This window comes from Micromonospora sp. Llam0 (assembly GCF_003751085.1).
GTDB lineage: Bacteria > Actinomycetota > Actinomycetes > Mycobacteriales > Micromonosporaceae > Micromonospora_E.
The window spans coordinates 651456-674210 of the sequence record NZ_RJJY01000002.1 but is presented as its reverse complement, the minus strand read 5'-3'; the positions used below and the strand labels follow the sequence as shown (position 1 = coordinate 674210).

At 68.8% G+C, this 22755-nt stretch carries 28 protein-coding genes and 1 tRNA gene; 17 read left to right on the top strand and 12 right to left on the bottom strand.

All coding sequences use genetic code 11. The features are described 5' to 3' along the window. Nucleotides 1-132: 132 nt before the first annotated feature. Entirely contained in the window at nt 133-963 is an 831-nt protein-coding gene (locus EDC02_RS30220) for a hypothetical protein (protein ID WP_123605698.1), read from the top strand. A 116-nt stretch (nt 964-1079) separates the two neighbouring features. Further along, nucleotides 1080-1153, top strand: a tRNA-Ala gene (locus EDC02_RS30215). A gap of 168 nt (nt 1154-1321) precedes the next feature. Here EDC02_RS30215 and EDC02_RS30210 read toward each other — a convergent pair. Genes EDC02_RS30210 through EDC02_RS30200 form a run of 3 tightly spaced genes read right to left on the bottom strand, consistent with a single transcriptional unit; the run spans nt 1322 to nt 4080 of the window. Then, nucleotides 1322-2539: a site-specific integrase gene (locus EDC02_RS30210; protein ID WP_123605697.1), complete on the bottom strand. Its 1218-nt coding sequence runs from the start codon at nt 2537-2539 to the stop codon at nt 1322-1324. Between the two features lie 3 nt (nt 2540-2542). Beyond that, nucleotides 2543-2752, bottom strand: a complete 210-nt coding sequence (locus tag EDC02_RS30205) for an AlpA family transcriptional regulator (RefSeq protein WP_123605696.1) — start codon at nt 2750-2752, stop codon at nt 2543-2545. Continuing rightward, entirely contained in the window at nt 2749-4080 is a 1332-nt protein-coding gene (locus EDC02_RS30200) for a DNA methyltransferase (RefSeq protein WP_370461585.1), read from the bottom strand. The genes EDC02_RS30205 and EDC02_RS30200 overlap by 4 nt, the downstream gene beginning before the upstream one ends. Before the next feature lie 151 nt (nt 4081-4231). Here EDC02_RS30200 and EDC02_RS30195 point away from each other — a divergent pair, with 151 nt between their 5' ends. The 3 genes from EDC02_RS30195 to EDC02_RS30180 all read left to right on the top strand — a co-directional run bounded on the left by EDC02_RS30195 (nt 4232) and on the right by EDC02_RS30180 (nt 6553). Then, a complete protein-coding gene (locus EDC02_RS30195) occupies nt 4232-5314 on the top strand; it encodes a site-specific integrase (protein ID WP_233606518.1) in 1083 nt (360 codons plus the stop codon). Then, a complete protein-coding gene (locus EDC02_RS30190) occupies nt 5315-5641 on the top strand; it encodes a helix-turn-helix transcriptional regulator (protein ID WP_123605695.1) in 327 nt (108 codons plus the stop codon). A 594-nt stretch (nt 5642-6235) separates the two neighbouring features. Next, nucleotides 6236-6553 (top strand): winged helix-turn-helix transcriptional regulator, encoded by a 318-nt coding sequence (locus tag EDC02_RS30180; protein WP_370461616.1) that lies wholly within the window; start codon nt 6236-6238, stop codon nt 6551-6553. A gap of 259 nt (nt 6554-6812) precedes the next feature. On the opposite strand, the gene EDC02_RS30175 is transcribed toward EDC02_RS30180, so the two are convergent. The 7 genes from EDC02_RS30175 to EDC02_RS30150 form a co-directional block, all read right to left on the bottom strand. After that, nucleotides 6813-7676: a hypothetical protein gene (locus tag EDC02_RS30175; protein WP_123605692.1), complete on the bottom strand. Its 864-nt coding sequence runs from the start codon at nt 7674-7676 to the stop codon at nt 6813-6815. Next, nucleotides 7673-7927: a hypothetical protein gene (locus tag EDC02_RS30170; RefSeq protein WP_123605691.1), complete on the bottom strand. Its 255-nt coding sequence runs from the start codon at nt 7925-7927 to the stop codon at nt 7673-7675. Before EDC02_RS30170 ends, EDC02_RS30175 begins: the two co-directional genes overlap by 4 nt. Then, on the bottom strand, nt 7884-8084 hold the full coding sequence (locus EDC02_RS39850; RefSeq protein ID WP_148083699.1) for a hypothetical protein: 201 nt from the start codon (nt 8082-8084) through the stop codon (nt 7884-7886). The genes EDC02_RS30170 and EDC02_RS39850 overlap by 44 nt, the downstream gene beginning before the upstream one ends. A gap of 16 nt (nt 8085-8100) precedes the next feature. Next, nucleotides 8101-8280, bottom strand: coding sequence for a hypothetical protein (locus EDC02_RS30165; RefSeq protein WP_123605690.1), 180 nt, complete (start codon nt 8278-8280; stop codon nt 8101-8103). 69 nt (nt 8281-8349) lie between these two features. Further along, on the bottom strand, nt 8350-9162 hold the full coding sequence (locus tag EDC02_RS30160; protein ID WP_123605689.1) for a class I SAM-dependent methyltransferase: 813 nt from the start codon (nt 9160-9162) through the stop codon (nt 8350-8352). A gap of 69 nt (nt 9163-9231) precedes the next feature. Continuing rightward, nucleotides 9232-10041 carry an ABC transporter permease gene (locus EDC02_RS30155; protein WP_123605688.1) on the bottom strand — a complete coding sequence of 270 codons (810 nt, stop codon included), beginning with the start codon at nt 10039-10041 and terminating at the stop codon, nt 9232-9234. After that, nucleotides 10038-10931 (bottom strand): ABC transporter substrate-binding protein, encoded by an 894-nt coding sequence (locus EDC02_RS30150; protein WP_158632367.1) that lies wholly within the window; start codon nt 10929-10931, stop codon nt 10038-10040. The genes EDC02_RS30155 and EDC02_RS30150 overlap by 4 nt, the downstream gene beginning before the upstream one ends. Nucleotides 10932-11363: 432 nt before the next feature. Between EDC02_RS30150 and EDC02_RS30145 the strand changes: the two genes are divergently transcribed. The 3 genes from EDC02_RS30145 to EDC02_RS30135 all read left to right on the top strand — a co-directional run bounded on the left by EDC02_RS30145 (nt 11364) and on the right by EDC02_RS30135 (nt 15604). Next, a complete protein-coding gene (locus EDC02_RS30145; RefSeq protein WP_233606516.1) occupies nt 11364-11591 on the top strand; it encodes a winged helix-turn-helix domain-containing protein in 228 nt (75 codons plus the stop codon). A gap of 135 nt (nt 11592-11726) precedes the next feature. Then, nucleotides 11727-12119, top strand: coding sequence for a hypothetical protein (locus EDC02_RS30140; RefSeq protein WP_148083698.1), 393 nt, complete (start codon nt 11727-11729; stop codon nt 12117-12119). A gap of 65 nt (nt 12120-12184) precedes the next feature. After that, a complete protein-coding gene (locus EDC02_RS30135; protein WP_148083697.1) occupies nt 12185-15604 on the top strand; it encodes a WD40 repeat domain-containing protein in 3420 nt (1139 codons plus the stop codon). Nucleotides 15605-15737: 133 nt separating this feature from the next. Here EDC02_RS30135 and EDC02_RS30130 read toward each other — a convergent pair whose 3' ends face one another. Both EDC02_RS30130 and EDC02_RS30125 read right to left on the bottom strand, forming a co-directional pair. Continuing rightward, nucleotides 15738-15950: a DUF397 domain-containing protein gene (locus tag EDC02_RS30130; protein ID WP_123605684.1), complete on the bottom strand. Its 213-nt coding sequence runs from the start codon at nt 15948-15950 to the stop codon at nt 15738-15740. Next, nucleotides 15940-16836: a helix-turn-helix transcriptional regulator gene (locus EDC02_RS30125; protein WP_123605683.1), complete on the bottom strand. Its 897-nt coding sequence runs from the start codon at nt 16834-16836 to the stop codon at nt 15940-15942. The genes EDC02_RS30130 and EDC02_RS30125 overlap by 11 nt, the downstream gene beginning before the upstream one ends. Nucleotides 16837-17394: 558 nt before the next feature. Here EDC02_RS30125 and EDC02_RS39845 point away from each other — a divergent pair. From EDC02_RS39845 to EDC02_RS30080, 9 genes are all read left to right on the top strand, one after another. Next, nucleotides 17395-17721, top strand: coding sequence for a hypothetical protein (locus EDC02_RS39845; RefSeq protein ID WP_148083696.1), 327 nt, complete (start codon nt 17395-17397; stop codon nt 17719-17721). Nucleotides 17722-17751: 30 nt separating this feature from the next. Then, nucleotides 17752-18114 carry a hypothetical protein gene (locus tag EDC02_RS30115; protein WP_123605681.1) on the top strand — a complete coding sequence of 121 codons (363 nt, stop codon included), beginning with the start codon at nt 17752-17754 and terminating at the stop codon, nt 18112-18114. A 4-nt stretch (nt 18115-18118) separates the two neighbouring features. Then, nucleotides 18119-18703, top strand: coding sequence for a GTP cyclohydrolase I (folE, locus tag EDC02_RS30110; RefSeq protein ID WP_123605680.1), 585 nt, complete (start codon nt 18119-18121; stop codon nt 18701-18703). Nucleotides 18704-18913: 210 nt separating this feature from the next. Then, a complete protein-coding gene (queC, locus tag EDC02_RS30105) occupies nt 18914-19624 on the top strand; it encodes a 7-cyano-7-deazaguanine synthase QueC (RefSeq protein ID WP_123605679.1) in 711 nt (236 codons plus the stop codon). Then, nucleotides 19625-20008: a 6-carboxytetrahydropterin synthase gene (locus tag EDC02_RS30100; RefSeq protein ID WP_123605678.1), complete on the top strand. Its 384-nt coding sequence runs from the start codon at nt 19625-19627 to the stop codon at nt 20006-20008. It begins immediately after the preceding gene. Continuing rightward, nucleotides 20005-20706 carry a 7-carboxy-7-deazaguanine synthase QueE gene (locus EDC02_RS30095; RefSeq protein ID WP_123605677.1) on the top strand — a complete coding sequence of 234 codons (702 nt, stop codon included), beginning with the start codon at nt 20005-20007 and terminating at the stop codon, nt 20704-20706. The genes EDC02_RS30100 and EDC02_RS30095 overlap by 4 nt, the downstream gene beginning before the upstream one ends. Nucleotides 20707-20872: 166 nt before the next feature. Next, a complete protein-coding gene (locus tag EDC02_RS30090) occupies nt 20873-21661 on the top strand; it encodes a reverse transcriptase domain-containing protein (protein WP_123605676.1) in 789 nt (262 codons plus the stop codon). Between the two features lie 10 nt (nt 21662-21671). Then, complete coding sequence (locus EDC02_RS30085) at nt 21672-22292, top strand: SUMF1/EgtB/PvdO family nonheme iron enzyme (protein ID WP_123605675.1); 621 nt, start codon at nt 21672-21674, stop codon at nt 22290-22292. Further along, entirely contained in the window at nt 22289-22753 is a 465-nt protein-coding gene (locus EDC02_RS30080; RefSeq protein ID WP_123605674.1) for a DUF6884 domain-containing protein, read from the top strand. Before EDC02_RS30085 ends, EDC02_RS30080 begins: the two co-directional genes overlap by 4 nt. Nucleotides 22754-22755 lie beyond the last annotated feature (2 nt).

Here is a 22755-nt window from a genome sequence, read left to right as displayed (position 1 = left end):
GGTCGGCGCGGCGTACAAAATTCCTGGTCGGACGCCCGTAACCTCAAGTAACGAGAAGGTACGGCAACCTATCAAGCCTTTCATGTCCGTGCATGGGCGGCGGGTTGCCTCGGGGTGACGGGAGGGGTGAGGGTGCCGACCTCGGTGCTCCTCGCCGTCCTCGCCGCCGCCGGGCTGCTCGCCCTCGCACCGGCGCTGGTCCGTCGGTACGACGCTACCGAGCGCCTGGTGGCGGAGCGGGCGCAGTCGACGGCGCGGGTGCTGCAACGCCGCCGTCGTCGTCGCACCGTGCCCGGCAAACGGCCGGTCAACCCGCCCCGACGGCTCACGGTGCGTCGCGCTGCCGGTCCGGAAGGTGGTACGGCGTCCGACGCCGGGTCGTTCAACGATCCGTCCGCTCCGCCGCCGGCCGCCGGTCGACCAGGTGCCGGTCGACGGGGCGGCCGGCTGCGGCTCGTCCCGACCGTCGGCGTCCGACCGCGCCGTGCCCCGGCTCGTCGGCACACCCCGGCGGTGGTCCGCCGCCGCCGGGTCTTCGCCGCGTTGCTGCTGCTCAACCTGGTCGAGCTGATCGGCGTGCTGGTGGTCGGGCCCGGCTTCTGGATCAGCTTCGCGGTCACCGCGCTGCTGCTCGCCGTGTACCTGGTGCATCTGCGCAACCGGGCGATCGCCGATCGCCGTCGCCGTCGGCAACGTGCCCGGGAAGCGGCCTGGCTGGCCGCCCGGCAGGCCGAGGTGCGCCGTGAGCAGGCCCGCCGGGCCGCCGCCCGCCGGGAGCAGCAGCGCCGGCTGGCCGCCCAGCGGGAGGTGATGCGTCGCGCCGCGATGGGCCTGGACCGGCCGCGTGACCTGCCGGCTGCGGCCAGCGGTGGCGGGGTGGGCGGGTCGGTCTCCTACCGCCGTACGGGTGGCCTGCGGGGCCGGGCCTACGAAGCCGGCCGCAGCTACGACGGCCGGTCCTGACCGGCGCCGGGCGGGCCGTCCCGGCCTTGACCGGGGAGTGGTTCGCGTGTCGGGTGCCCGACCTGTTAGCCTTGTCGCCGGTCCACTGCTGGTCTGGCAGCGGGTCACCCGATTCTGGGGCTGTGGCGCAGTCCGGTAGCGCACCTCGTTCGCATCGAGGGGGTCAGGGGTTCGAATCCCCTCAGCTCCACATACTTAAGGCCCTGACCAGCAACAACGCCGGTCAGGGCCTTAAAGTTTGTCTATGTAATTTTGAATCACCCCCCGGAAACCCCCCACAAACGTGTGGGCGCGGTCGCGTTCGTGGGCGGGTGGGTCTGCCCGGCTTGGGGGCCATCAGACGTTCGCCCGCGAGCGTCTAGGTTGCCGGGGGCGGTCTATCGCCTGGGCGGTCGGGACCGGCTGTCGTCGGGCTGGCACCGAGCTGTTCGAGGATGTGGGAGCTGTCCGGGGCAAGAGCGGGTTTGACGATGTAAAACGTGTTGGTGACGTCCTCGCTGGCGTGCCCGAGTTGGGCTGCGGCGCTCTTGGCGTCGGCCTCCTTGTCGATGAGGGTGGCGACCGTCTTGCGGAAGGTGTGTGGGGTCACCCATTCGAGGCCGGTGTCGGCGCGGGCTTGCCGCCACTGGCGGCGCACGTTGTGTGGGGACAACCAGGTGCCGCGCCGGGAGGCGAAGATCGCGTCGTGGGGGTTGTCGGCGGCGGTGAGCTTGCGGGCCAGCAGCATCCCGACCGCGAATCGGGGCAGAATGACAGTCCGGTATCCGGCGTCACTCTTAGTCCACTCCTGTCGAAAGAAGCCCTTGCCCTTGAGGTAGACGATCGTGCCGCAGATGGTCACGGTCGGGAGTTCGGCGGCGAGGTCCGCGTCTTCCCACCGCCCGGCCAGGATCTCGCCGATGCGGGCACCGGTGGCGAGCATGAGGTCGACGATGTCGGCCAGGTCGCCGCTGTGCCGAGGCCCCGGCTTGCCGGGTGTGGGCTGTTGCCACTGGCGGATCGCCGCGCGGACGCCTTCCAAGTGTTCGACTTCGAGGGCGCGCACGGTGCGGCGTGGCTTGCGAAGGCGACCGGTTTCCCTGACGGGGTTGGTCGTGAGCGCACCACGGCGTACCGCCAAGGCGAACATCTGCCCGAGGACGACCTTCGCGTTCTTGGCCGCTGCCGGGCGGGTCTTGGCGACCTCACGCAGGAACTTGTCGATGCGCCCGACGGTGGCCTCTCGGATGCGCAGGTTGCCCATGCTGGGCAGGATCGAGGTTCCCAGACTGGTCTTGTAATTGTTGATGGTCTGCGGTGCGACACGTTCCTCTGCGGTGATCTCCTCGATCCACAGGCTGGCCAGGGTGCTGACGTGGGTGTCCCTGGTGATCTCGTCGTCGTTCGGGGTGGCGCGGTCGCGCAGCTTCTCCTTGAGTGCCCGGGTGGCGGCGGGGCCGGTGGTGCCGGTGGCTTCGACATCGCGGGTCTTGCCGTCGTGGTCGCGGAATCGGGTTCGGGCGCAGTATCGGTTGGGGCCGAGCTTCTCGGTGCGGATGTTGCCCCAGGTGCCGATCGGGAGTGGGGGTCGGGCCATGGCTCAGCGCTCCGGGTCGGTGTGGGCGTCGAGCCAGTGTTCGACCTCGCTGCGTCGGTAGCGCAGGGTGTTGCCGACTCGGATGGCGCGGGGTCCTTTGCCTCGGCTGTGCCAGGCGTAGAGGGTGTTCTTCGGCTTGCCGAGCCAGGTGGCGACGTCATCGATGGTCAGGAGCGGGTCGGGTCGCCATTCGGCGGTGGTCGGCGCGGTCATCGGTGGCCTGCCGCGTCGGATGGGCCGGGCTGCCGGGTCGCCCTGTCGTTGTCGGTAGACCGCCGGTGGTAGGTGGCATCTGGTCGTACGGACCCTGGTATGGGACGTGGGTCGGGAAGGCACGGGTCGGATGTCCTTTCAGCGTCCCGGCCCGGGTGGGCCGGGGGTGCGGTGGTGCCACCCGCGTTGGTGGGGGGCACCGGTTGTGGACGTCGATCCACGCGTGGTGGGGTTAAGGCATCAAGCCTGTGATCACGGCGGGCGTCGCCGGTGACTGGCTGAGGCGATGTCGGGTGGTGCCCGAGGGCGGGCGGCTGACCGAGTATGGATTCGCGTCGCGAGTGCGTCGGTTCGGCCGAACTCGTGGAGATCAGTGGGGCTTTGAGGATCAAAACGTCTTCGTGCTGGACGAGCCATTGCGGGTCGCCGGTGGCGATGGCGTCGCGGGTGTTCTTCTGCTGGAAGAAGGAGGCGCGGGGGATGATCACGCCGTCGCGGACGCCGCAGATGAGGGCGATGCACTCTTCGACGAGTTCGAGTCCGGCGTTGATGCCGGCGGCGGCGACCATGCCGGGGATGTCGATGAGTTCGCCGTGGCGGCGGTAGGGCCGGGCGGTGACGACGACGTGTCCGCCGGGACGCAGGAGCTGGCGGCAGCCGGCGAGGATCGCGGTGAACCCGTCAGCGAGTTGGCCGTGGCTGCGGTAGGCGAGGTTGTCCGTGCCGCCGTACTTGTGGTTGATCTTGCGGACCTTGCCGCGTCTCGGGCCTGGGGTGCGGACGTGGCCGTGGGTGGACGGCCCGTACGGCGGCGAGGTGATCACCAACGAGACCCGCCCGTGCAGGCTCGCCGGCAGCAGCGCCGGCAGCGCGGTCGAGTCGCCGTGGTAGATCTCGCCCCGGCCTGGTGCCCCGGTCTGGACGGTGTGGCGGATGTTGTCGGCTGCCTTGGCGACCCATTCGGCTTCGTACTCGACGCCGACGCCGTGACGGCCGAGGTGCATGGCCTCGATGACGGTGGTGCCGATGCCGGCCATCGGGTCGAGCACGACGTCACTGGGGTTGGTGTAGGTGCGGATGGCGTACCGGGGGATGGTCGGCAGCATCTTGCCGGGGTGCGTCAACGACTCCGGGGTGTATCGGCCGCGCCGAAGGTCACGCGATGCGGTTTGGCCGGTGAGCCAGACCGAGCCGAGGTAGCCCTCGGCGAGCAGCGCCGCCAGGTCGGAGACGCTGGGGTACGGCGATGCGGAGTCGTGGGGGTCGCCGAGGTGGAACGGCGGACGGGACTCAGGCACGGGCGTTCTCCTCACCGGTGTGTGCGACATCCCGCGAGTTCGTTGGGGTGGTGAACGGGCGGGAGTGCTTCTGGCTGGGTGGATCGCTTGTCGGGGTCGTCTGGGTGGTTTCGACGTAACTTCGGGGATTCTGAAGCGTTTGCACGGTGGTTGGCCTTTCGGCTGTTTCGGTGAAGGTGGGGTGCTCGGGTTGGCGCTGGCAGCGGTGCGGGATCTGCGGGAGCGCCGTGGGCCGGCGTCGGCGTCCGAGCTGGTGGAGTTCGAAACTGATGTGCTGGCCGGGTTCGTGCTGGCGAGGGCTTCGGCCGGGCTGGCCGACGCGACGGTGCGCGCCGATGTGGGCCACTTGGAGCAGGCCCGCGCCTGGTTCGACCGGCCGCTGTGGGAGATGGAGCCGGTCGACGCCGACGCGTACTTCGGTCGGGTGTTACGCGACGCGGCCAGCGGGACGCGGCTGGCGAGGGCGCAGGCGTTGACGACCTACTTCGCGTTCCTCGAGTTGCGGCACAAGGTCGAGATCCACGCGTTGACCGGCCGGGTGGTGCAGTGCCCGATCGACGAGATGAACCGGCCTCGCGGCCGTAAGGACGCCCGGCTGCGTATTCCTCCCTCGGAGGCGGAGGTGGCGCAGCTGTTTGCCGATTGGGCGGGCGAGCTGGCTACCTGTCGCAAGTTCGCGCCGGCCGCGCGGAACTACGCGGCGGCTCGGTTGATGGCCGAGGTCGGGTTGCGGATCAACGAAGCGCGCAGCCTGGACCTGACTGACGTGAAGTGGGATCTGGGCCGGTTCGGCAAGCTGCACGTCCGTCACGGCAAGGGATCGCGTGGTTCCGGCCCTCGAGAGCGGATGGTGCCGCTGGTCAACCATGCCGGCCGAACGCTGCGCTGGTTCATCGAGGACGTGTGGGGCCAGTTCGACGCCGACCACACCCGGCCCGGGGCGCCGCTGTTCCCGTCGGAGCGCAGGAACGGTGACGGCTCGTGCCGGCGGGTCGGTGACGACGCGTTGCGGCAGGGTTTGGCCACAGCTGCGGCCAGTCATCTCCCGGCCTGGGCGGACACGCTGACGCCGCATGTGCTGAGGCATTTCTGCGCGTCGCAGCTGTACCTGTCCGGGGTGGACCTGATCTCGATCCAGGAACTGCTCGGCCACTCGTGGGTGGCCACCACCATGCGCTACGTCCACGTGCATCGAACCCGGATCGAGGACGCCTGGGTCGCCGGGCAGCAGCGGGCCGCCCAGCGGTTGGAAGGACTGATCTGAATGCGGTGGAATCTGCGACTCGCGGCGGCCAACCGCGGCATCTGGAAAGCGTCGGAGCTGCAGCGGATGCTCGCCGAACGAGGCTTGGTCATCTCGGCGGGCAAGATGTCCGGGCTGTGGTCGGGCCGACCCGCGTCGATCAAACTCGACGACTTGAACGTGATCTGCGCGGTGCTCGGCTGCCAGGTCGGCGAGCTGCTGATACCGGAGCCGGGCAAGGTTCCCCAGCCCGGCCACGGCGAGCAGCCGATGACGGCGGCGGCCGGCGCGCCGCCGTTGGCCGTGGTGCCCCGTCGCCGTGACGGCCGTTCGCTGCCGCCGACCTGAGTACCGCTGATGAGCCCACGCGGCGTGCCCGGCCGCCACCTGCGCAGCTGCCTGACCTGTCTGGCGTGGGGTCGTGGCTTCAACAACGGGCTATGCCATCCGTGCTGGGACTTCGCCCGCCGATGGCCTGCTGGCGAGTGCGGAGCCTGCCACCGAAAACAATGCAGGCGAGGGGCGGCACCGCTAGCTTCGCGCAGATCGCCGCCGGGACGCAAGGTCCGGTCGCGCTGCTGAGAGGGATGGCCGCCGAGGGCCTCCTGGTCGCTCAAGATGGCGGCAGCTTGGACGACGAGCCCTGCGGCAAGACTCTCTTCTGCCTAACTGTCAAGGGCGAGGCAATTTTTGGTCACTTGCTCCGGCTTCATCAGTGGTTGACCTCGCGGTCATCGACGACCGGCACCTTTCGATCGAGAGGTTTCGGTCCGAAATAGCAGCTTTTGTGAGAATTGTCCTCGCGTCGAGGCGCCTGCTGCCGGCCGCTCTTTGTAGACAACGTTCAGCCGTTGGTGCAGATCCTTCAATGCAACTTGCGTGATCACATACACTGTGCTGTCGGTGCGTCGCGCGCTCGTGGCCCTGGGGAGGTGAGTTGCGCTGACAAACGAACTGGAACTCCTACTGGGCATCCTGGCGAAACGAAAGCTGTCCGTTGCGATCTTGAACGCTCTTCACGACGGACCCCTCCGGTACTCCAACCTGCATCACGCGGTGTCGCAGGCCAGCCCTTCCACCGTGCATGCCCGTACGCTCACCGACACACTGACCTACCTGCGCGCCCAAGATCTCGTCGAGCACCACCAGGAGGACGACAGCGCGGACTACCGGCTGACTCCCGGGGGCGAGGAATTGGTCGGTCTCCTCGAGGAGATCAAACGTTGGAGCAGACAGCATCGCGCCAGTCCCAAGCCCTGACTCAGGCGTCAGCTACAGGAGTCCTTGCGAGTTCGCGAAGATCGCAAACCTGGTAGAGATCCTGTGAAGGTAGCGCCGGGCTTAAAGGGGAGACCGACAAAGCGACGGGCGGACTCGGGTGGTGGGCGGCGCGGTCGACTCTTGCGGGAGATCGACATGGTCCCGCGCCGCCCACAGCAGGCTACTGGTTTTGAATCACGGCTGATCTCGGCTCCCGGACTGGGCGCCCGCCTGAGTCAGGGCTCGGGGCCTGGATGACTCACTTGGTGGGCGCGGGGCCGAGGGGCGCGGCAGGCGTGGCGTGGTGGTAGCGCGGGTGCATGGCGGGTGGTTGTCGGAGGAGGTAGCGCAGGGCGGAGGCGGCGATCGAGGGAAGGTAGCCGACGGTGCGCCATTGTGGGTCGCCGTCGAGGTGGTGCCCGGCGGCGGTGAGGCCGGTATGGATGCCGGGGAGGTGGGCTGCGCCCCAGATCATGACGGTGTCTTCGGTGGTCGTCACGGCGGCGTCGAGGGCGAGGGCGGTGCGGGTGTCGGTGAGAACCTGGGCGACGGCCCGCATGCGGGGGTCGCGGTGGGGTCGGGGAACGGTGTTCTTCGCCGCAGAGGAGGCGATCAGGCGGGTACTGAGGGCGAAGAAGGCGTAGACGCGGCTGAGTCGCCAGACCTGCTGGTCGGGCCAGTCGAACAGGGCGCGTCGGGTGGTGAGGTAGTGGGTCATGGCGTCGGTGCCGGCCTGACGGATGACGTCGAGGTCAGTGAGGTCTTTTCGCTGCCAGGTGGGGTGGTGGAGCAGGCTGGGTTGGCGTACCCAGCCGAGAGGGGCCATCCGGACGGTTTCGAGGTCGCGTAGGGCGTTGAGGTCGTCGAGGACGGACTGCTCTGCCTGGGTGGGTTCGTCGCCGGGGGTCTGGTACTGGGCGTTTTCGTAATGGACGACGTATCCGTCCTGTTGGTAGCAGTCGATGTCGTGCAGGAGTTCTCGATAGTAGGCGGGCTCGGCGTAGTGGTGCGTGGCGACGACGACGATTCGCTGCCCGCTGTCGGGGTGGCGGTAGAAGCTGATTGGCGTCTGGAGGACGAGGCGTCGCCGACGACCAGTGGTGAGCTGTAGGTAGGGGATCATGTGCTGGGTGTCCTCGGTACGGAGAGGTGGGTGCGGTCGGTGGTGAGGATGGTGAGGATGTCGGACAGAGCGATGGGGTCCAGGTCGAGCACGATCTCGTCGTGTCCGGGGTCGTAGGCGACGTTGACGACTCCGACGAGGTAGTGCTCACCGAGGCGGACGCTGACGGGATTGGTGCGGCGTCGGGTGAGGAGGTCGATGACCTGCTCACGATTGAGGGTTTCGCCGCGGAAGGTGGCGCTGGTCGGCATGGCTCTGTCCAAGGAATCCGTCGCGGTACCAGTGGAGGGTCGGGATTTCGTGCCAGCCGGGCCAGTCGGTGTTGATGGCGATGTGGCCGTCGCGCTGGTGCAGGACGATCTGTTCGTCGTGGACGAGGGTCGCGTCGTCTCCGGGGCTTGTGGGCATGCAGCGTGGGTAGGGCTCATTCGGGTTCGCCGGTGTGGTGGCGCAGGATGATGACGGCGGCGAGGACGAGGAGTCCGGCGGTGAGAAGTCGCCGGGCCCGGTATTTGGCGTAGGCCCAGGCCACGCTGTTGCCGGCGTGGAGGACAGCGATGGCGAGCAAGATGATGCCGACCGCGACGGCGACGGGGGCGGTCATCCGTTCGTCTTCAGCACGTCGGTGACCCGCGTGGTTGTCGTGGTGTAGAGGCGGTACTCGGCGGCCATGTCAACTGCCGGTGGGGGCGCGGCCGACGTGGGACAGGGCGAGGTTGCCTTTGACCACCAGGTCGGGGTGGAGCAGAAGCGTGCGGAAGGCGTCGATGTCGTCGGGGGTCATGCCGGCGGCGGTGAGCCGGTCGCGGATGACTCCGGCGGTGGCGTAGGGCAGGAGGCAGCCGGGTTGCCCGCCGGTCCACGTACCGGTGTGGCCGTTCGTGTCGACGTGCAGGCCGAGAGCACGCATCGCGTGGTGCGCGCGGCGACCCCACGTCAGGTCGTTGCCGGAGCCGGTGAGCACGGCCCCGAACGCCCGGTGGTAGGCGGCGAAAAGCCGGTCGGCCTCGTCGGGGTCCGGGGCGGACAGCACGGAGCTGCGCCAGGTGGGTTCGAACTCTTCAACGATGAGCAGTCCGCCGGGGGTGAGGGCGTCGACGAGCCGGGTGAGTACGGCGGTGCGCTGGTCGGTAGGCAGGTGCGCGAGGAGAAGCCGGACGTGGATGAGGTCGTAGCCGTCGTCGGGCAACGGGTCGGTGACGATGTTGTGGCGGATCAGCCGGATGCGGGGGTGCCGGCGGCTCGGGGTGAGGTCGATGTCGGTGGCGGCGATGTCGCCGTGCGGGGCCATCTCGGCGAGGGTTGCGGCGATGCAGCTGGCTCCGACGGCGACGACGAGGCATCGGGCGTCGGCGCGGACTCCGACCCGGCGCAGCTGCCGGCGGGAGAACGGGTCGAGCATGCCGGCCAGGGCGTCGAGCATGACCGCGTTGTCGTCGCGGGTGTCGGGTGGGGCGTCGCCGAACAGGTAGGTGGACGTGGTCACAGCTGTCTCCTTTAGACATAGGGTCGGCGGCACGGCCTGGACCCGTTGGACGGGTGAGCGTGCCCGGGGTCAGGCGGTTGTGTGCGGGACCCACGGCGCCGCCCTGGCGCAGGCTGCGGTGAGTAGCCCGTACATCGCGGTGCTCATGGCGGCGAGGACCGCGATGGCGGCGAAGGCCATGTCGGCGCGGGTTCCGGCGTGCTGGATGACGACGCCGAGCCCGGCGAGCCCGCCGAACAACTCCGACACGATGGCGCCGATCAGGGCGAGGGGTAACGCGATCCGCAGCCCGGAGTACAGGTGCGGTAGTGCGGCCGGCAGTCGGACCTTGACGAACGTCTGCCAGCGGGAGGCGGTCAGGGATCGGGCCAGCTCGACCAGATCCGCCGGGGTGGCCGTCAGACCGGTGGCTGTCGCGAGGGCGATCGGGAGGAAGCACATCAGCCAGACCAGGACGATTTTCGGCCCGGCGCCGAAGCCGAGGGCGATGATCAGCACCGGCACCAGGGCGGGTTTCGGTAGCACGCTGAGGACCAGCAGGGTCGGGGTGAGTGCCCGCGCTAGTGGCCGGGACATGGCCAGGACAGTGCCGAGCATGATCGCCGTGACGGCGGCGATGGTGTAGCCGGCCATCGCTGTGGTGAGGGTGACGCTGGCGTGGTGGAACAGGTAGCCGGGCTGGTCGCGGATCACGGCGGCGACCGCGAAGGGCGGCGGCACAACATAGTCGGCCACGCCGGACACCTCGACGGCGGCCCACCAGACGGCGACCAGCCCGGCCACACCGAGAACCGGCGGGCAGGCTCCCGCGACTACCATCCACAGCCGCGCGGTGACAGCCGAGGCGAGACTCGGCATCGGCGGCATGCGCCGGTTCATGGGACGAGGTCCGGGGCGATGATGTCCGACGGCACCAGACCAACGGGTATGGCACCTGCACCATGCAGGATCGCGATGTTGCGGGCCACCCTCGCCTCGTCGAAGTGGCCGAGGCGTCCTTCTGCCGGGGTGACGTAGCCGCGCAGCGCGGTCAGTTCGGCGGTGGCGAGGTGGGCCTGCTGGCCCTGCGTCTCTGGCTGTGACGCGTACGCCTTGCCTGCCTGGTCGGGATGGCTCATGCAGTAGTCCAGCCCGCGTAGCAGTGCCCGGTTGAACCGGCGGACCACGGCGGCAAGGTTGGTCGCGGTCGCTGTGGAGACGGCCATCGCCGAGCCGTGCAGGTCACCGATCCAGTCAGCGAACGGCAGCACCGACAGGTCCTGCTTCGCGACGGATCGCACCGACTCCACCGCCGGCACGAACTGGCTGATGGCGTCGACTCTTCCTTCGGCGAGCAGCGCTGCGTGCTGGGCCGGCACCGGGTTGCCCACCCACTGCACACCCGAGGGGTCGAAGCCGGCCAGCTGTGCATACGTCGGGAACAGAACATGGTTGATGCCGCCCGGCAGGTACGACAACCGCCGGCCCGCCAGATCACCCGGCGTGCGGATCCCCGACGACGCCAACGCCACGAAACACGCCAGGTTCCGCTGGTGCAGCACCGATGTCAGCCGGAAGTCCCGGATGCCGCCGGGTGCGCTGGCCTCGATCATCGCGGCGTTCACGTCCAGCGTCGCCACGTCGACCTGTCCGGCCGCCAGCAGCTTCAGGTTCTCGCCCGACCCCTTGCCCGGCAGCACCTCCACGGCCAGGCCCTCGTCACGGAACCAACCCTGCGCCCGCGCCACCAGCAGCGGCGCTTCCCGCCCCTGGAACCCGGCACCCGTCAACACTCTGACCGTCTGCACGGAGGCGGGGCCGGGAGCGGGCAACCGACCGCAAGCCGAGGCAGCTACCCCAGCCGCGACAACGGCACCACCGGCGAGTAGCCGGCGACGGGTGATCGTACGCACCATCAGAACCTCATCTACTTAGCAATACATGTCGGGGTGTACTCGTGCATGAAGGGCGCGGACGCCAGGAAGCCGCAGCAAGGCAGAACGGGATGGCCTGCCCTCCCGTCCTCGACGACGGGGGACGCCCAGGCATAGGAGGGCAGGCCGCGGTCGAGGTGTCCCGCCTCAGCCCCTACGCGAGGTGACACCTCAACCAGACCGAAAACCTAGATTGCTAAGCAAGACAAGTCAACACGGAGCACTTGGTTTACTTGCCAACACAGGTCAGGCGTGATGCGATGGCTTCACCTACGCGAGGAGCCTGCCGTGCCGACCCCCTCCCAGCCCGCAGAGCCGGTCTTCCGCCGGATCATGCGCGACATCGAGTCCGCCATTGCCACCGGTGACCTCAAACCCGGGGACAAGATCCCATCCACAGCGGAACTCAGCGAACAGTACGAATGCTCAGCACCCACCGTCCGCCAAGCCCTCGCACGTCTCCAGGAGCGGGGCGTCCTTCAGGGCCACCAAGGCCGAGGCGTCTACGTCCGGTGACCCGTGACACTCGACCTTTCGACCGCTCGGCGCTTGCCGGGCCAAGTCGGGTGCTCCAGCAGAGGTTGCTCGTTCCGACTACGATCTGACTCCCGGTATCAGCTCCGACGCTTCTGGTGATCATGGGGTGAATGCATGTCTGGTCGGCGAGTTGCCTGGGCCGCAGGCATCGCGGTGGTGCTCGCGGCCGCGAACAGCGCGGTTATCAACAGGTTGCAGGGCGGCTGGCAGTGGTGGCTCGCGGCAGGGATGTTGACACTGGTCGGGGCGTTGGTAGCGGGCTGGTTGGCCGGAGGAGTGTCGGAAGTACACTGGCGAATCGGTGCTGGTGCGGTGATGGCGGGTCGGGACCTCGGTGGCCGGGTCCGGACCAATCCGTCCCCTGCGGCTGGTGGCTTGTCGTCGATGCTGCAGTCCGGGGTCGCTCCGGGCGCGGTGGTCGCGGGGCGCGACATCACCGGACAGGCGGACATCGACACCACCGGCGGCAGATCCCGGTCGCTGCGGCGGCAGGGACCGGTTCAGTAACGGTGGGACCGAGATGGCAGCTGGCCCCCGGCGCGGTCGCCGCTGGCCGAGACATCACTGGCACAGTGCACACCGGACCGATGTACGTGCAGATCAGGGTCGGCCAATTCGATCGGCTCCACGACGCGATCTTCGATCCCGCGCCGCTATACGAGCAGCTGGATCTCGCACGGTTTCAGGGCCGCGCAGGTCTGATCGCCCAGATCGACGAACGGATCTCCGCTACCGACCGTGGGTATGTGGTGGTGCGGGGCGAAGCCGGGGTCGGCAAGAGCGCGCTGGCGGCGCATCTGATGTGGACCCGTCCATGTGCGTACCACTTCACCCGGCTCGACGGCGGGGCGCGCAACCCGGTCGAAGCGCGGAAGAGCCTGGCCGCGCAGTTGATCGGTGCGTGGGATCTGACGGAACGGTTCACCCCGGGAGACGTGTTCCCGGCGGCGGCGCAGCGGCCGGACTGGCTGGCCAAGGTCATCCGAGCAGCGGTGGCGGCCCGTGACGAGCGGTTCGCCCTGGCCGAGCGTCGGCCGTTGGTGCTGGTCGTCGACGGGCTGGACGAGGCCGAGGCGGATCCGCCGGGCATGGGCACCGGGATTCCGCTCGGCCTGCCGGCCCCGGATGCCCTACCGGCGGGGGCGTACATCGTGGCGACCAGCCGATACGGGCTTCCGCTGGTCGCGTTACGGGACCCGCTGCGGGTCGGCTGGTCGCAGATCGAGGTAGAGGCCGCCGACAACCTGGCCGATATGGCTGCCTACCTGCACGCCGCGACCACAGGCCCGACTCCGGATCCGGTGCTGACCACGGTACTGGCCGAGCGCCGAGTTCCTGCTTCGGCGTTCGTCGCGACGCTGCTCGACCGCTGCCGCGGAGTGTGGATCTACCTGCGGTACGTGCTCGACGAGGTTCGCGCTGGGCTACGTCCGCCGAACGATGTGGTGTGCCTGCCGGATGGTCTGCGCGGCTACTACGAGCTGCAGATCCAGCAGCGATGGGCTACCCATCCTGACTGGCGCTCGCTGCACCTGCCCGCGCTGGCGGTGCTCGCCGCCCTCAGCCGCCCGATCGACCGCAACGACCTCGCCGCCGTGCTGAAGAGGCCGGACGACGCCAGCGATCTGGCTGCGTGGCTGGACGGACCCGCCCGCGCTTTCCTCGACGTGACCACGGGGCCGGACCGCCACCGCCAATACCAGGTCCGCCACCAGAGCCTGCGGGACCTGTTCACCGCCGCCGCGAGCGGCAACGAAACAGCGGAATCGATCGACGCTGGGCTGACCGACGAGTTGCACACCGCATGGCAGACCGCGCACCGCGCGATCACGACCTGGCTGACCCCACAAGCCAGCCCGGCCACCGGCCGACGCGACTGGTCCGGCATCGACGAGTACACCCGCCTGCGCCTGCCCGCACACGCTGCCGCCGCCGGGATGCTCGACGAGCTCATGTCCGATCCCGGATTCCTGCTGTCCCACCCCTCCGATCAGATCCTGGCGCACCGACACACCTTGGACACCCGGGACGCTGCCACCGCTGCTGTGGCTCTGGAGGCCGCCGCTACCAACGAGTGGACCAGTTGGTCCGACGACAATCGGGCCTGGTGGCTGCACGTCTGGGCGCGCAAAACCCGATCGACTCGCCTGGCTGATGCCCTGATCATCGACCGCCCGGAGTGGCCCTGGCATGTGCAGAGCGCCATCTGGGCGGGGACCATTTACCGCACCCTCGCCGGCCACCCCGATGGGGTGAACGCGGTGGCGGCGTTCCCAGGACCAGACGGCCAACACCGCATCGTCACCGGCAGCGGCGATAGGTCGGTGCGGGTGTGGGACCTTGCGTCCGGTGACCAGCTTGCTGAGTTGGCTGGCCACCCCGGTGGGGTGAGGGCGGTGGCGGTGTTTCCGGGACCGGATGGTCGTCACCGGATTGTGTCCGGCTGCGACGGTGGGTCGGTGCGGGTGTGGGACTCTGCGTCCGGTGACCAGCTTGCTGAGTTGGCTGGCCACCCCGGTGGGGTGAGGGCGGTGGCGGTGTTTCCGGGACCGGATGGTCGTCACCGGATTGTGTCCGGCTGCGACGGTGGGTCGGTGCGGGTGTGGGACTCTGCGTCCGGTGACCAGCTTGCTGAGTTGGCTGGCCACCCTGGTGGGGTGAGGGCGGTGGCGGTGTTTCCGGGACCGGACGGCCGATATTGCATCGTCAGTGGCGGCAGCAGCCGCTATGGGTCGGTGCGGGTCTGGGACCCCGAGTCCGGTGACCAGCTCGCTGAGTTGGCTGGCCACCCTGGTGGGGTGAGTGCGGTGGCGGTGCTGCCGGGACCGGACGGCCGATACCGCATCGTCACCGGCGGTGGGTCGGTGCGGGTGTGGGATCCTGCGTCCGGTGACCAGCTCGCCAAGCTGATTGGCCACCCCGGCGGGGTGAGGGCGGTGGCGGTGTTTCCGGGACCGGATGGCCGTCACCGGATTGTCTCCAACTGCGGCGATGGGTCGGTGCGGGTGTGGGACTCTGCGTCCGGTGACCAGCTTGCTGAGTTGGCTGGCCACCCCGGTGGGGTGAGGGCGGTGGCGGTGTTTCCGGGACCGGATGGCCGTCACCGGATTGTCTCCAACTGCGGCGATGGGTCGGTGCGGGTGTGGGACTCTGCGTCCGGTGACCAGCTTGCTGAGTTGGCTGGCCACCCCGGTGGGGTGAGGGCGGTGGCGGTGCTGCCGGGCTTGGGGGGTCGCTACCGGATTGTCTCCAACTGCGGCGATGGGTCGGTGCGGGTGTGGGACCCTGCGTCCGGTGACCAGCTTGCTGAGTTGGCCGGTCATACCGACAGGGTGAGGGCGGTGGCGGTGTTTCCGGGACCGGACGGCCGATATTGCATCGTCAGTGGCGGCAGCAGCCGCTATGGGTCGGTGCGGGTCTGGGACCCCGAGTCCGGTGACCAGCTCGCTGAGTTGGCTGGCCATACCGATGGGGTGAACGCGGTGGCGGTGTTTCCGGGACCGGATGGTCGTCACCGGATTGTCTTCGGCTGCGGCGATGGGTCGGTGCGGGTCTGGGACCCCGAGTCCGGTGACCAGCTCGCCGAGTTGGCTGGCTACCCCGGTGGGGTGAACGCGGTGGCGGTGTTTCCGGGACCGGATGGTCGTCACCGGATTGTCTTCGGCTGCGGCGATGGGTCGGTGCGGGTCTGGGACCCCGAGTCCGGTGACCAGCTCGCCGAGTTGGCTGGCTACCCCGGTGGGGTGAACGCGGTGGCGGTGTTTCCGGGACCGGATGGTCGTCACCGGATTGTCTTCGGCTGCGGCGATGGGTCGGTGCGGGTCTGGGACCCCGAGTCCGGTGACCAGCTCGCCAAGCTGACCGGCCATACCGATGGGGTGAACGCGGTGGCGGTGCTGCCAGGGCTGGATGGCCGTCACCGGATTGTCTCCGGCGGCAACGACCGTGCGGTGATGGTCTTCGCGCCGAGCACCACGCAATCCGCCACTTGAGGGATCAACTGCTGCCAGTAGCAGTAGCCGGCACGGTGGCGTGCCGGCTACTGGGATCGATGTGGTGACGCTGTTAGCCGCCCTCTGCGGACAGGGCCAACCGGGACGGCTCGTGGCTACGGCGTACTGGCTGTTAGGCGGTGAAGCGTTCGCTGCTCGCTTCGCGTACGAAGGACTGCCAGTCCTCGGGGTTGATGCTCAGGACGTGGCCGGCAGGGTCTTTGCTGTCGCGGACGAGGACCCGCCCGGTCGTCGGGAGGAGGTTGGTGGCCACCTCCACGCAGTTGTTGCCGTTGCCGCTGCGGCTCGACTTACGCCACTGGGCACCGGTCTGGTCAGGCTTCACGGAGTGCCTCCAATGCAGAAGTGATCATGCTCCTCGACTCGTCCTCGTTGAGTGAGCGGCGGTCGATGTCTTCCCAGACGAGCTGGTAGGTGCCGGACTCGCCGGGCTTGTTCAGGTAGAGCGCTCCGGTCAAGGTGTCGACGTAGGCGAGCGGCGGTTCGAGCGGCTCACCGCTCTGCGGGTCCGCCGGGAAGGTCAGCAGCGCGAACGGGGTGGACGCTGCCATGCCGCCGTGGACTCCGGCGGTGAACGGCAGCACCCGGATGCTGATGTTGCCGCGCCGAGTCAGGTCGAGCAGGTGCTCGAACTGCTCGACCATCACCTCGCGCCCGCCGATGTGCCGGTGTAGTACGGCCTCGTTGAGGATGACGCTGAGATGTGGTGCGCGAGGGCGAGTGAGCAGTGACTGCCGTTCCATCCGGACCTCGACGCGTCGCTGTTTCTCGTCGTCATCGATGTAGCCGGTCGGCACTCCGTGAACTTCCTCGGCGTACCGCCGGGTCTGGAGCAAGCCTGGGATCAGCTCGACCTCGTACTGCCTGATCGTCTCGGCGGAGTCCTCCAGCGAGACGTAGAGCGCGAAGAACGCCGGTAGCTCGGTCTCGGTGCGGTCGTGCCACCAGGACTTCCGCCGCCCGTTGCGGGTCTCGGCAGTGAGCGCGAGGAGGATCCTCCCGTCCTCAGGCTCCGCGCCGTAGAGCTCCAGCATGGCCTTGACGTCGATGTCCCGGAAGCGTACGGCCTCGTGCCCGTCCTCCATGCGGGCGATCGTCGCGCGTCCCTTCTGGAGTGCGTCGGCCGCCTGCTCCTGGGTCAGGCCGGCGCGTCGTCGCAGTGCTTCGAGTCGCCGTCCGACGTACCGACGCAACAGTGCAGAACCCACCATATCCGACACCTGTCGACCACCTCCCGCTCGTTTTGGGCGTGTGTCTCGCCCAAATGATACAACCGATCTGCCATTACATACATTGGCCCCGCCTAAATGGGCTGGACAATTACCGATGATCTCACGTGGGGTCGATTAATGGAAAGCCGATCTCCCCGAGGTGTTGATTTTTGGACACACTCAAAGTGTAATGAGGTGGTCGCAGGTTCTCCGCCGACCGTTTTGGCGCTGGCCAGGCTATCGATTGGAGCAAGAGCGTGATTCTCGTGCTGGTAGCCGCGATATGCCTGTTCGCCGGCGCCTTCGTCGGGTTCTGCTTCGGTAAGGAAGTCAGCGGCTGGTGCGTGGAGTGTGGAGATCGGGTGCACCCACCCGATCTCCACCGTGCCGGCGGCCAGATCCGTACCCGAAGACCCTGGTCCTGATCAAACGGACGCCTGACTGACCGACGTGCGCGGCCGACGACGGCTCGCAAAGCTTCGGCACCCCTGCACCTCGCCGCCCAGGCCGGGACCCGGCTCAACACCTATTACATAGCAACTAAAGGAAGGAGGCGTGATGCCACCACCCACCCCTGCCACCGACCCGCACCAGCGCCGCCCCGATGACATCGCCGACGCGGCCACCTATCGCCCGTCCGACCGCGTCTGGGTATGGCCCCCACACACCGGCCAGTGGCGACCCGGCGTCGTGGAAGCCAGGTCGAACCTTGCGGTGCTGGTGACCTACCAGCGTCCCGGCGGTGGGACCAGCGTCGACTCGCTGCTCCCGCACAACGTCATGGCCCGTACCGAGCCCGCCGCCGACCTCGACGGCACCTCGTCCCGTCCGATCCGGCTGCGCGACGTCCGATCCCTCACCGCCAGGTCAGCCGCCCCGGCGTGACCAGCAAAGTTGTACCTCGAAAGGTTACATATGGACAGTCAGCTGCAAACCGCAACCGACCTGGACCACCCGGACTGGTGTGATCTCAGCGAGTGCACCGCCAGCGGCCCCAGCGAGTTCCACCCCGAGTCGTCGCCGCCCGCGCACTGGGGCCACCGGCATTCCTGCAACCCCCAGCCGGGGCGGTACCCGACCGAGGTAGCTGTCCAGCTCGTCCGGTTCGTCGACGACCCGCCGAAGACCGACTTCATCCGAGTGGAGCTGGGCAGCTACGAGGAGCGGCGCTCGCACTACGTGCGCCTCGCCCAGGGCGCGGCGATGCGCGACGTACTGAATGTGCTCCTCGCGCAGGCGCAGACGGGTCGCGACGTGACCCGCGAGTCGGGAGCGTGATCCGATGCCCTCCGGCTCTGTCGACGTGGAGGCCGCGGAACGTGCCGCCGGGCAGTTCCTGACGGAGCTGGGTATCACCTTGGACACCGACTCCAGGTCGCGCAGCGCGGCGCGGATGGTGGCTGCCTACCGGGAGCTGCTGGCCGGCCCGCAGTTCGCACCGACGACCTTCGCGAACGACGCAGGGCACCGGGATCTGGTCCTGGCACGCGCGGTGCCGTTCGTGTCGCTGTGCGAGCACCACTTCTTGCCGTTCACAGGGGTCGCGCACGTTGGCTACCTCCCCGACGGCCGCATCCTCGGCCTGTCGAAGATCGCTCGACTGGTGGAGATGTTCGCCCGGCGTCCGCAGGTCCAAGAGCGCCTCACCCAACAGATCGTGGGCTGGCTGTTCGACGAGCTGAGCGCACGCGGCGCCGGGGCTGTCGTCGGCGCTGAGCATACCTGCATGACCCGCCGAGGCATCAGAGCGCACGGTGCAACAACCGTCAGCGTGGGATGGCGCGGCACCCTCGCCGACGATCCATCCGCCAGGGCAGAGTTCCTGACCCTTGCCGGAGTCTCGCTACTCGCGGGCGGCGGGCTGTGACCGACGGTCCCGCTCGCGAATCGCGACGTGAAACGGAAGCGCCGCAGCTGATCAGCGCGACCGGTTGGTACGGGACAACATCGCGGCGGATATCAAGGCGGTCAAGCCGCCTATCGAATCCCGCTGCCGTTGTAGCGGGTTCCGCACCGACGAGAGTTCACGAACGTACGGCAGACCTCACGCACATTTCAGCTGACGCCAGGAGGGGCGATGGGACACGGACCTAGCGGGGTGAAAGCGGGAAAGCCAAGGAAAGTGGTACTGGTGCTCTCCGGCGGGTTGGACAGCACCGTACTCGCCCATCGCCTGCGGGCCGAGGGCTGCGACTTGACGATGTTGTCGTTCAACTATGGGCAGTCGCATCGCCGGGAGTTGGAGTTCGCGTACCGGACGGCCGCAAGCCTGGGAGGTGACCATCGGGTCGTCCAGCTCGGCGCGATCGCTGAGCTGCTCGCTGGGTCGTCGCTGACCGACCCAGCGGTGGCGATGCCCGACGGGCACTACTCCGACTCCTTGATGAGGGCTACGGTCGTGTCGAACCGCAACGCGATCATGCTTGACGTGGCGGTGGCGCACGCGGTTGCCATCGGGGCCAGCGCGGTGGCGTTCGGCGCTCATGCTGGCGACCATCCGATCTACCCGGACTGCCGGCCGAGCTTCGTCGCCGCCTACGAGCAGATGGTACGGGTGGCGAACGAGGGTTTCATCGATTCGGACTTCGCGGTCCTCGCCCCGTTCATTAACGCGAGCAAATCGCAGATCGTTGCCGAGGGTGCCCGGCTGGGGGTGCCGTTCGGGGACACCTGGTCGTGCTACCGGGGTGGCGCACGGCATTGTGGCAGGTGCGGGACCTGCGTCGAGCGCCGTGAGGCCTTCTTCGTCGCGAACGTGGCGGACCCGACCGAGTACGAGGTGCCGTAGGTGTTCGCGATCAGAAAGTCGTTCCGGTTCGAGGCGGCTCATCGGATCTCCGGTCTTCCGGCCGATCACAAGTGTGGGCGGCTGCACGGGCACAGCTACACCGTCGAGGTCGTTGTCAGCAGCTCCGATCTCGTGCCGCCGGGGTTCGTGGTGGACTTCGCGGACCTGGCGCCGCTCGGTGAGTACCTGGCGGCGACGTTTGACCATCGGGACCTGACGGAGGTGCTCGACGTCGCGCCGACGAGCGAGAACCTGGCGTGGTTTCTCTACGAGTGGTGTCGGGAGAACCTGTCCCTGCCCGTGACGGTCCAGCTGAGGGCCGTCCGCGTCGGTGAGACCGCGTCGACGTATGCGGAGTACGCCCCGGCGGAAGGCCGGTCATGAGTGCGGCGGTCGGCGGGTTGCTGGTGGCGGAGATGTTCGCGACGGTGCAGGGAGAGGGGCCGAGCTGCGGCCAGCAGGCGTTGTTTGTCCGGCTGTCGCGGTGCAACCTGTCCTGCCCGTCGTGCGACACCCCGTACACGTGGGATTGGAGCCGGTTCGACCCGGCGGGTGAAGCGACGCGGCGTTCGACGGACGCGGTGCTGGGGTGGGTGCTGGACCAGCCGGCTCGGCTGGTGGTGGTCACCGGCGGTGAGCCGCTCCTTCAGCAGGCCGGGCTGGTGCCGCTGCTCGCCGAGCTGGTTGCTGCCGGCCGGCGGGTGGAGGTGGAGACCAACGGCACGGTGGTGCCCGATCCGGCGGTGGCGGATCTGGTGGACTGGAACGTCTCGCCGAAGCTGGCGGGGTTCAGCGCCCCGCGTGACCAGCTGCGCCGGATAGTCGGTGAGGCGTTGGAAGCGTTCGCGCGTACTGGCCGGGCGCGGTTCAAGTTCGTCGCGTCCGGCCCGGCGGACCTTGACGAGATCGCCGGCCTGCAGCAGCGGTTCGGACTGGACCCGGTGTGGGTGATGCCGGAGGGCACCGCAGCGGACCAGGTGCGTACCGGGCTGCAGGGCCTGGCCGACGAGGTGGTGCGGCGGGGATGGAACCTGACCTCGCGGCTATACGTATTGGCGTGGGGTGACGTCCGTGGCCGGTGACTCGACGCATCACGAAGGCGAAGGGCCTGGACGGGGCCGTCGTTCCCGGCCCCATCGGCCGCGTGTGTCGGGTAGCGGCTCGGGTGACGCTGTGGGGGGCGGGATCGTTCCTGCCGTCCAGGCTGGATCGAGCGTACCGGATGCGGCCCTCGCGGCGCACTCCCTGATGTCGTACCTCGTCGATCCGGTTCATCTGGTCGCGGCGGCCCGCGCCTGTATGCGGCGGGCGTCGGCACCCGGTGTCGACGGGATGACCTGGGCGGCGTACCGGGTGGGTCTACGGGATCGGCTCGCGGAGCTCGCTGAGCGTCTCCGTGCCGGCTCCTGGCAGCCGGCTCCGCTGCGGCAGGTGTGGATTCCGAGCTACACCGGCAAGACCTTCCCGGCCGCGATCCCGACAGTGGAGGACCGGATCGTGCACCGCGCGATGCGCGACGCGCTCACGCCGATCATGGAGGCGAGGGTGCTGGCCGGCTGGGTGTCGGGGTACCGCGCCGGTCGTAACCGGATCACCTCCGTACGGCAGGCCGACCAGCACCGGCGTGCGGGTAGGTGTTGGGTCGCGGACGTTGACGTTGCCGGCGCGTCACAGGGCGGCACCGTCGACGAGCTGGTCGACTGGCTCGCCGTACACGTGAAAGACGGTGCGTTCCTGGCGCGGTTCCGCCGCGCTCTGGATGCCCTGCCTACCCCGATGATGCCCGGCAGTGGCCTGTGGCCGGTGGTGTTCCACCTGCGGCTGGCGCAGGCAGATGCGCAGCTCGACGGCCTGTCAGTGGTGCGCTTCGCGGACAACTACGCCGCGTTCGCACCTGACCGCCGAGGTGCGGCCATCGCGTACGAGCGGATCGGCTGCGCGCTCGCGGCGGTAGGGCTCGCCCCGAACGCGCGGAAAAGCCGAATCCGGCCGCCGCACCTGGCGCATCCCGAAGACCTGTTCCTGATCGACGGATGACGGGAGAGACATGCACAGCACCGATACGACGCGGACCGCCAACGTGGACGATGGGGCTGGTCGGGCGTCGCCACTGCGGTGGCTACCCGTTGCCGGTGGCAGCGGCCGGTTCGGGGACGCGGCCCGGGAACGTACGGTGACCGACCTCCTCGTGGCGGCCACACCGTTGACGTACCGGCACCTGAACCGAGCCGACGAGACGGCGGACCCGGACCTGCCGGTCGTCGAGGTCGACCACGCCCAGGCCGTCCGGCTCGCCGCCGACCTGGGCGGACGGCTGCCCACCTCGACGGAGTGGGAATGGATCGCCGGCGGCCGGCAGCGACGGACCTGGCCGTGGGGAGACGACGCATGGCGGCCAGACCTCGCCCGACTCCGCGGCACGGAGGTCGAACACACCCGGTGCGGGCCGGTCGGCGCCCATCCAGCCGGGGCGACCCCGGAGGGCCTGCTCGACCTGGCCGGCAACTGCTGGGAGTGGACGTCCACACCAACCATGGGACACGGGTACGTGATCAGAGGCGGCTCCTACGCCTCACCGCCGTTGTACGCCCGCTGCACGTTCCTCAACGCCGTGCACGCCGAGTGCCGCAGCGCGGGAATCGGCGTACGCCCGGTGAGGCCAGCATGAACCACAAACTTGCGCTGCCGGTCAGCGACGGACTTGTCCTCGTCGGCTGCTCGAAGGAGAAGGCAGCCACGCGCCGCGCGTTGGCCGCGTTCGACCTCTACGACGGCGGCTGCATACCGGCGATGCGCGATCGGCTCGGCTACTGGCCGCACCGCGACCGAGTCCGCTTCCTCAGCGCCGAACACGGACTCGTGCACGCCGACACCCCGTTGCACACCTACGACCGGCCGCTCGACCCGCACCGGGCCGTCGAGCTGCGGCCCCGGGTGGCGGCTGCACTGAGCGCCGAGTTCGAAGCCACCGGCATGCCGGACGAGATCCTCGTCGTCGCCGAACCCCTGTACCTGGTCCTGCTCGCCGACCTGCTCGCCCACCCGACACGCCCCCGCATCCACTGGATTCCCGACCACACGTCCGGGTGGCCCGCCGCCGCCCGTGTCCTCGACACCTGGGGATGGTGACC

Coding starts and splice junctions, on each gene's coding strand:
- EDC02_RS30165 (WP_123605690.1), bottom strand. CDS start 8,280: ATGACCGCCCCCGTCGCCGTCGCGGTCGGCATCATCTTGCTCGCCATC.
- EDC02_RS30095 (WP_123605677.1), top strand. CDS start 20,005: ATGAGTGCGGCGGTCGGCGGGTTGCTGGTGGCGGAGATGTTCGCGACG.
- folE (WP_123605680.1), top strand. CDS start 18,119: ATGCCCTCCGGCTCTGTCGACGTGGAGGCCGCGGAACGTGCCGCCGGG.
- EDC02_RS30155 (WP_123605688.1), bottom strand. CDS start 10,041: ATGAACCGGCGCATGCCGCCGATGCCGAGTCTCGCCTCGGCTGTCACC.
- EDC02_RS30170 (WP_123605691.1), bottom strand. CDS start 7,927: ATGCCGACCAGCGCCACCTTCCGCGGCGAAACCCTCAATCGTGAGCAG.
- EDC02_RS30115 (WP_123605681.1), top strand. CDS start 17,752: ATGGACAGTCAGCTGCAAACCGCAACCGACCTGGACCACCCGGACTGG.
- EDC02_RS39850 (WP_148083699.1), bottom strand. CDS start 8,084: ATGCCCACAAGCCCCGGAGACGACGCGACCCTCGTCCACGACGAACAG.
- EDC02_RS30205 (WP_123605696.1), bottom strand. CDS start 2,752: ATGACCGCGCCGACCACCGCCGAATGGCGACCCGACCCGCTCCTGACC.
- queC (WP_123605679.1), top strand. CDS start 18,914: ATGGGACACGGACCTAGCGGGGTGAAAGCGGGAAAGCCAAGGAAAGTG.
- EDC02_RS30175 (WP_123605692.1), bottom strand. CDS start 7,676: ATGATCCCCTACCTACAGCTCACCACTGGTCGTCGGCGACGCCTCGTC.
- EDC02_RS30085 (WP_123605675.1), top strand. CDS start 21,672: ATGCACAGCACCGATACGACGCGGACCGCCAACGTGGACGATGGGGCT.
- EDC02_RS30200 (WP_370461585.1), bottom strand. CDS start 4,080: ATGTCGCACACACCGGTGAGGAGAACGCCCGTGCCTGAGTCCCGTCCG.
- EDC02_RS30210 (WP_123605697.1), bottom strand. CDS start 2,539: ATGGCCCGACCCCCACTCCCGATCGGCACCTGGGGCAACATCCGCACC.
- EDC02_RS39845 (WP_148083696.1), top strand. CDS start 17,395: ATGCCACCACCCACCCCTGCCACCGACCCGCACCAGCGCCGCCCCGAT.
- EDC02_RS30190 (WP_123605695.1), top strand. CDS start 5,315: ATGCGGTGGAATCTGCGACTCGCGGCGGCCAACCGCGGCATCTGGAAA.
- EDC02_RS30140 (WP_148083698.1), top strand. CDS start 11,727: ATGTCTGGTCGGCGAGTTGCCTGGGCCGCAGGCATCGCGGTGGTGCTC.
- EDC02_RS30125 (WP_123605683.1), bottom strand. CDS start 16,836: ATGGTGGGTTCTGCACTGTTGCGTCGGTACGTCGGACGGCGACTCGAA.
- EDC02_RS30080 (WP_123605674.1), top strand. CDS start 22,289: ATGAACCACAAACTTGCGCTGCCGGTCAGCGACGGACTTGTCCTCGTC.
- EDC02_RS30090 (WP_123605676.1), top strand. CDS start 20,873: ATGTCGTACCTCGTCGATCCGGTTCATCTGGTCGCGGCGGCCCGCGCC.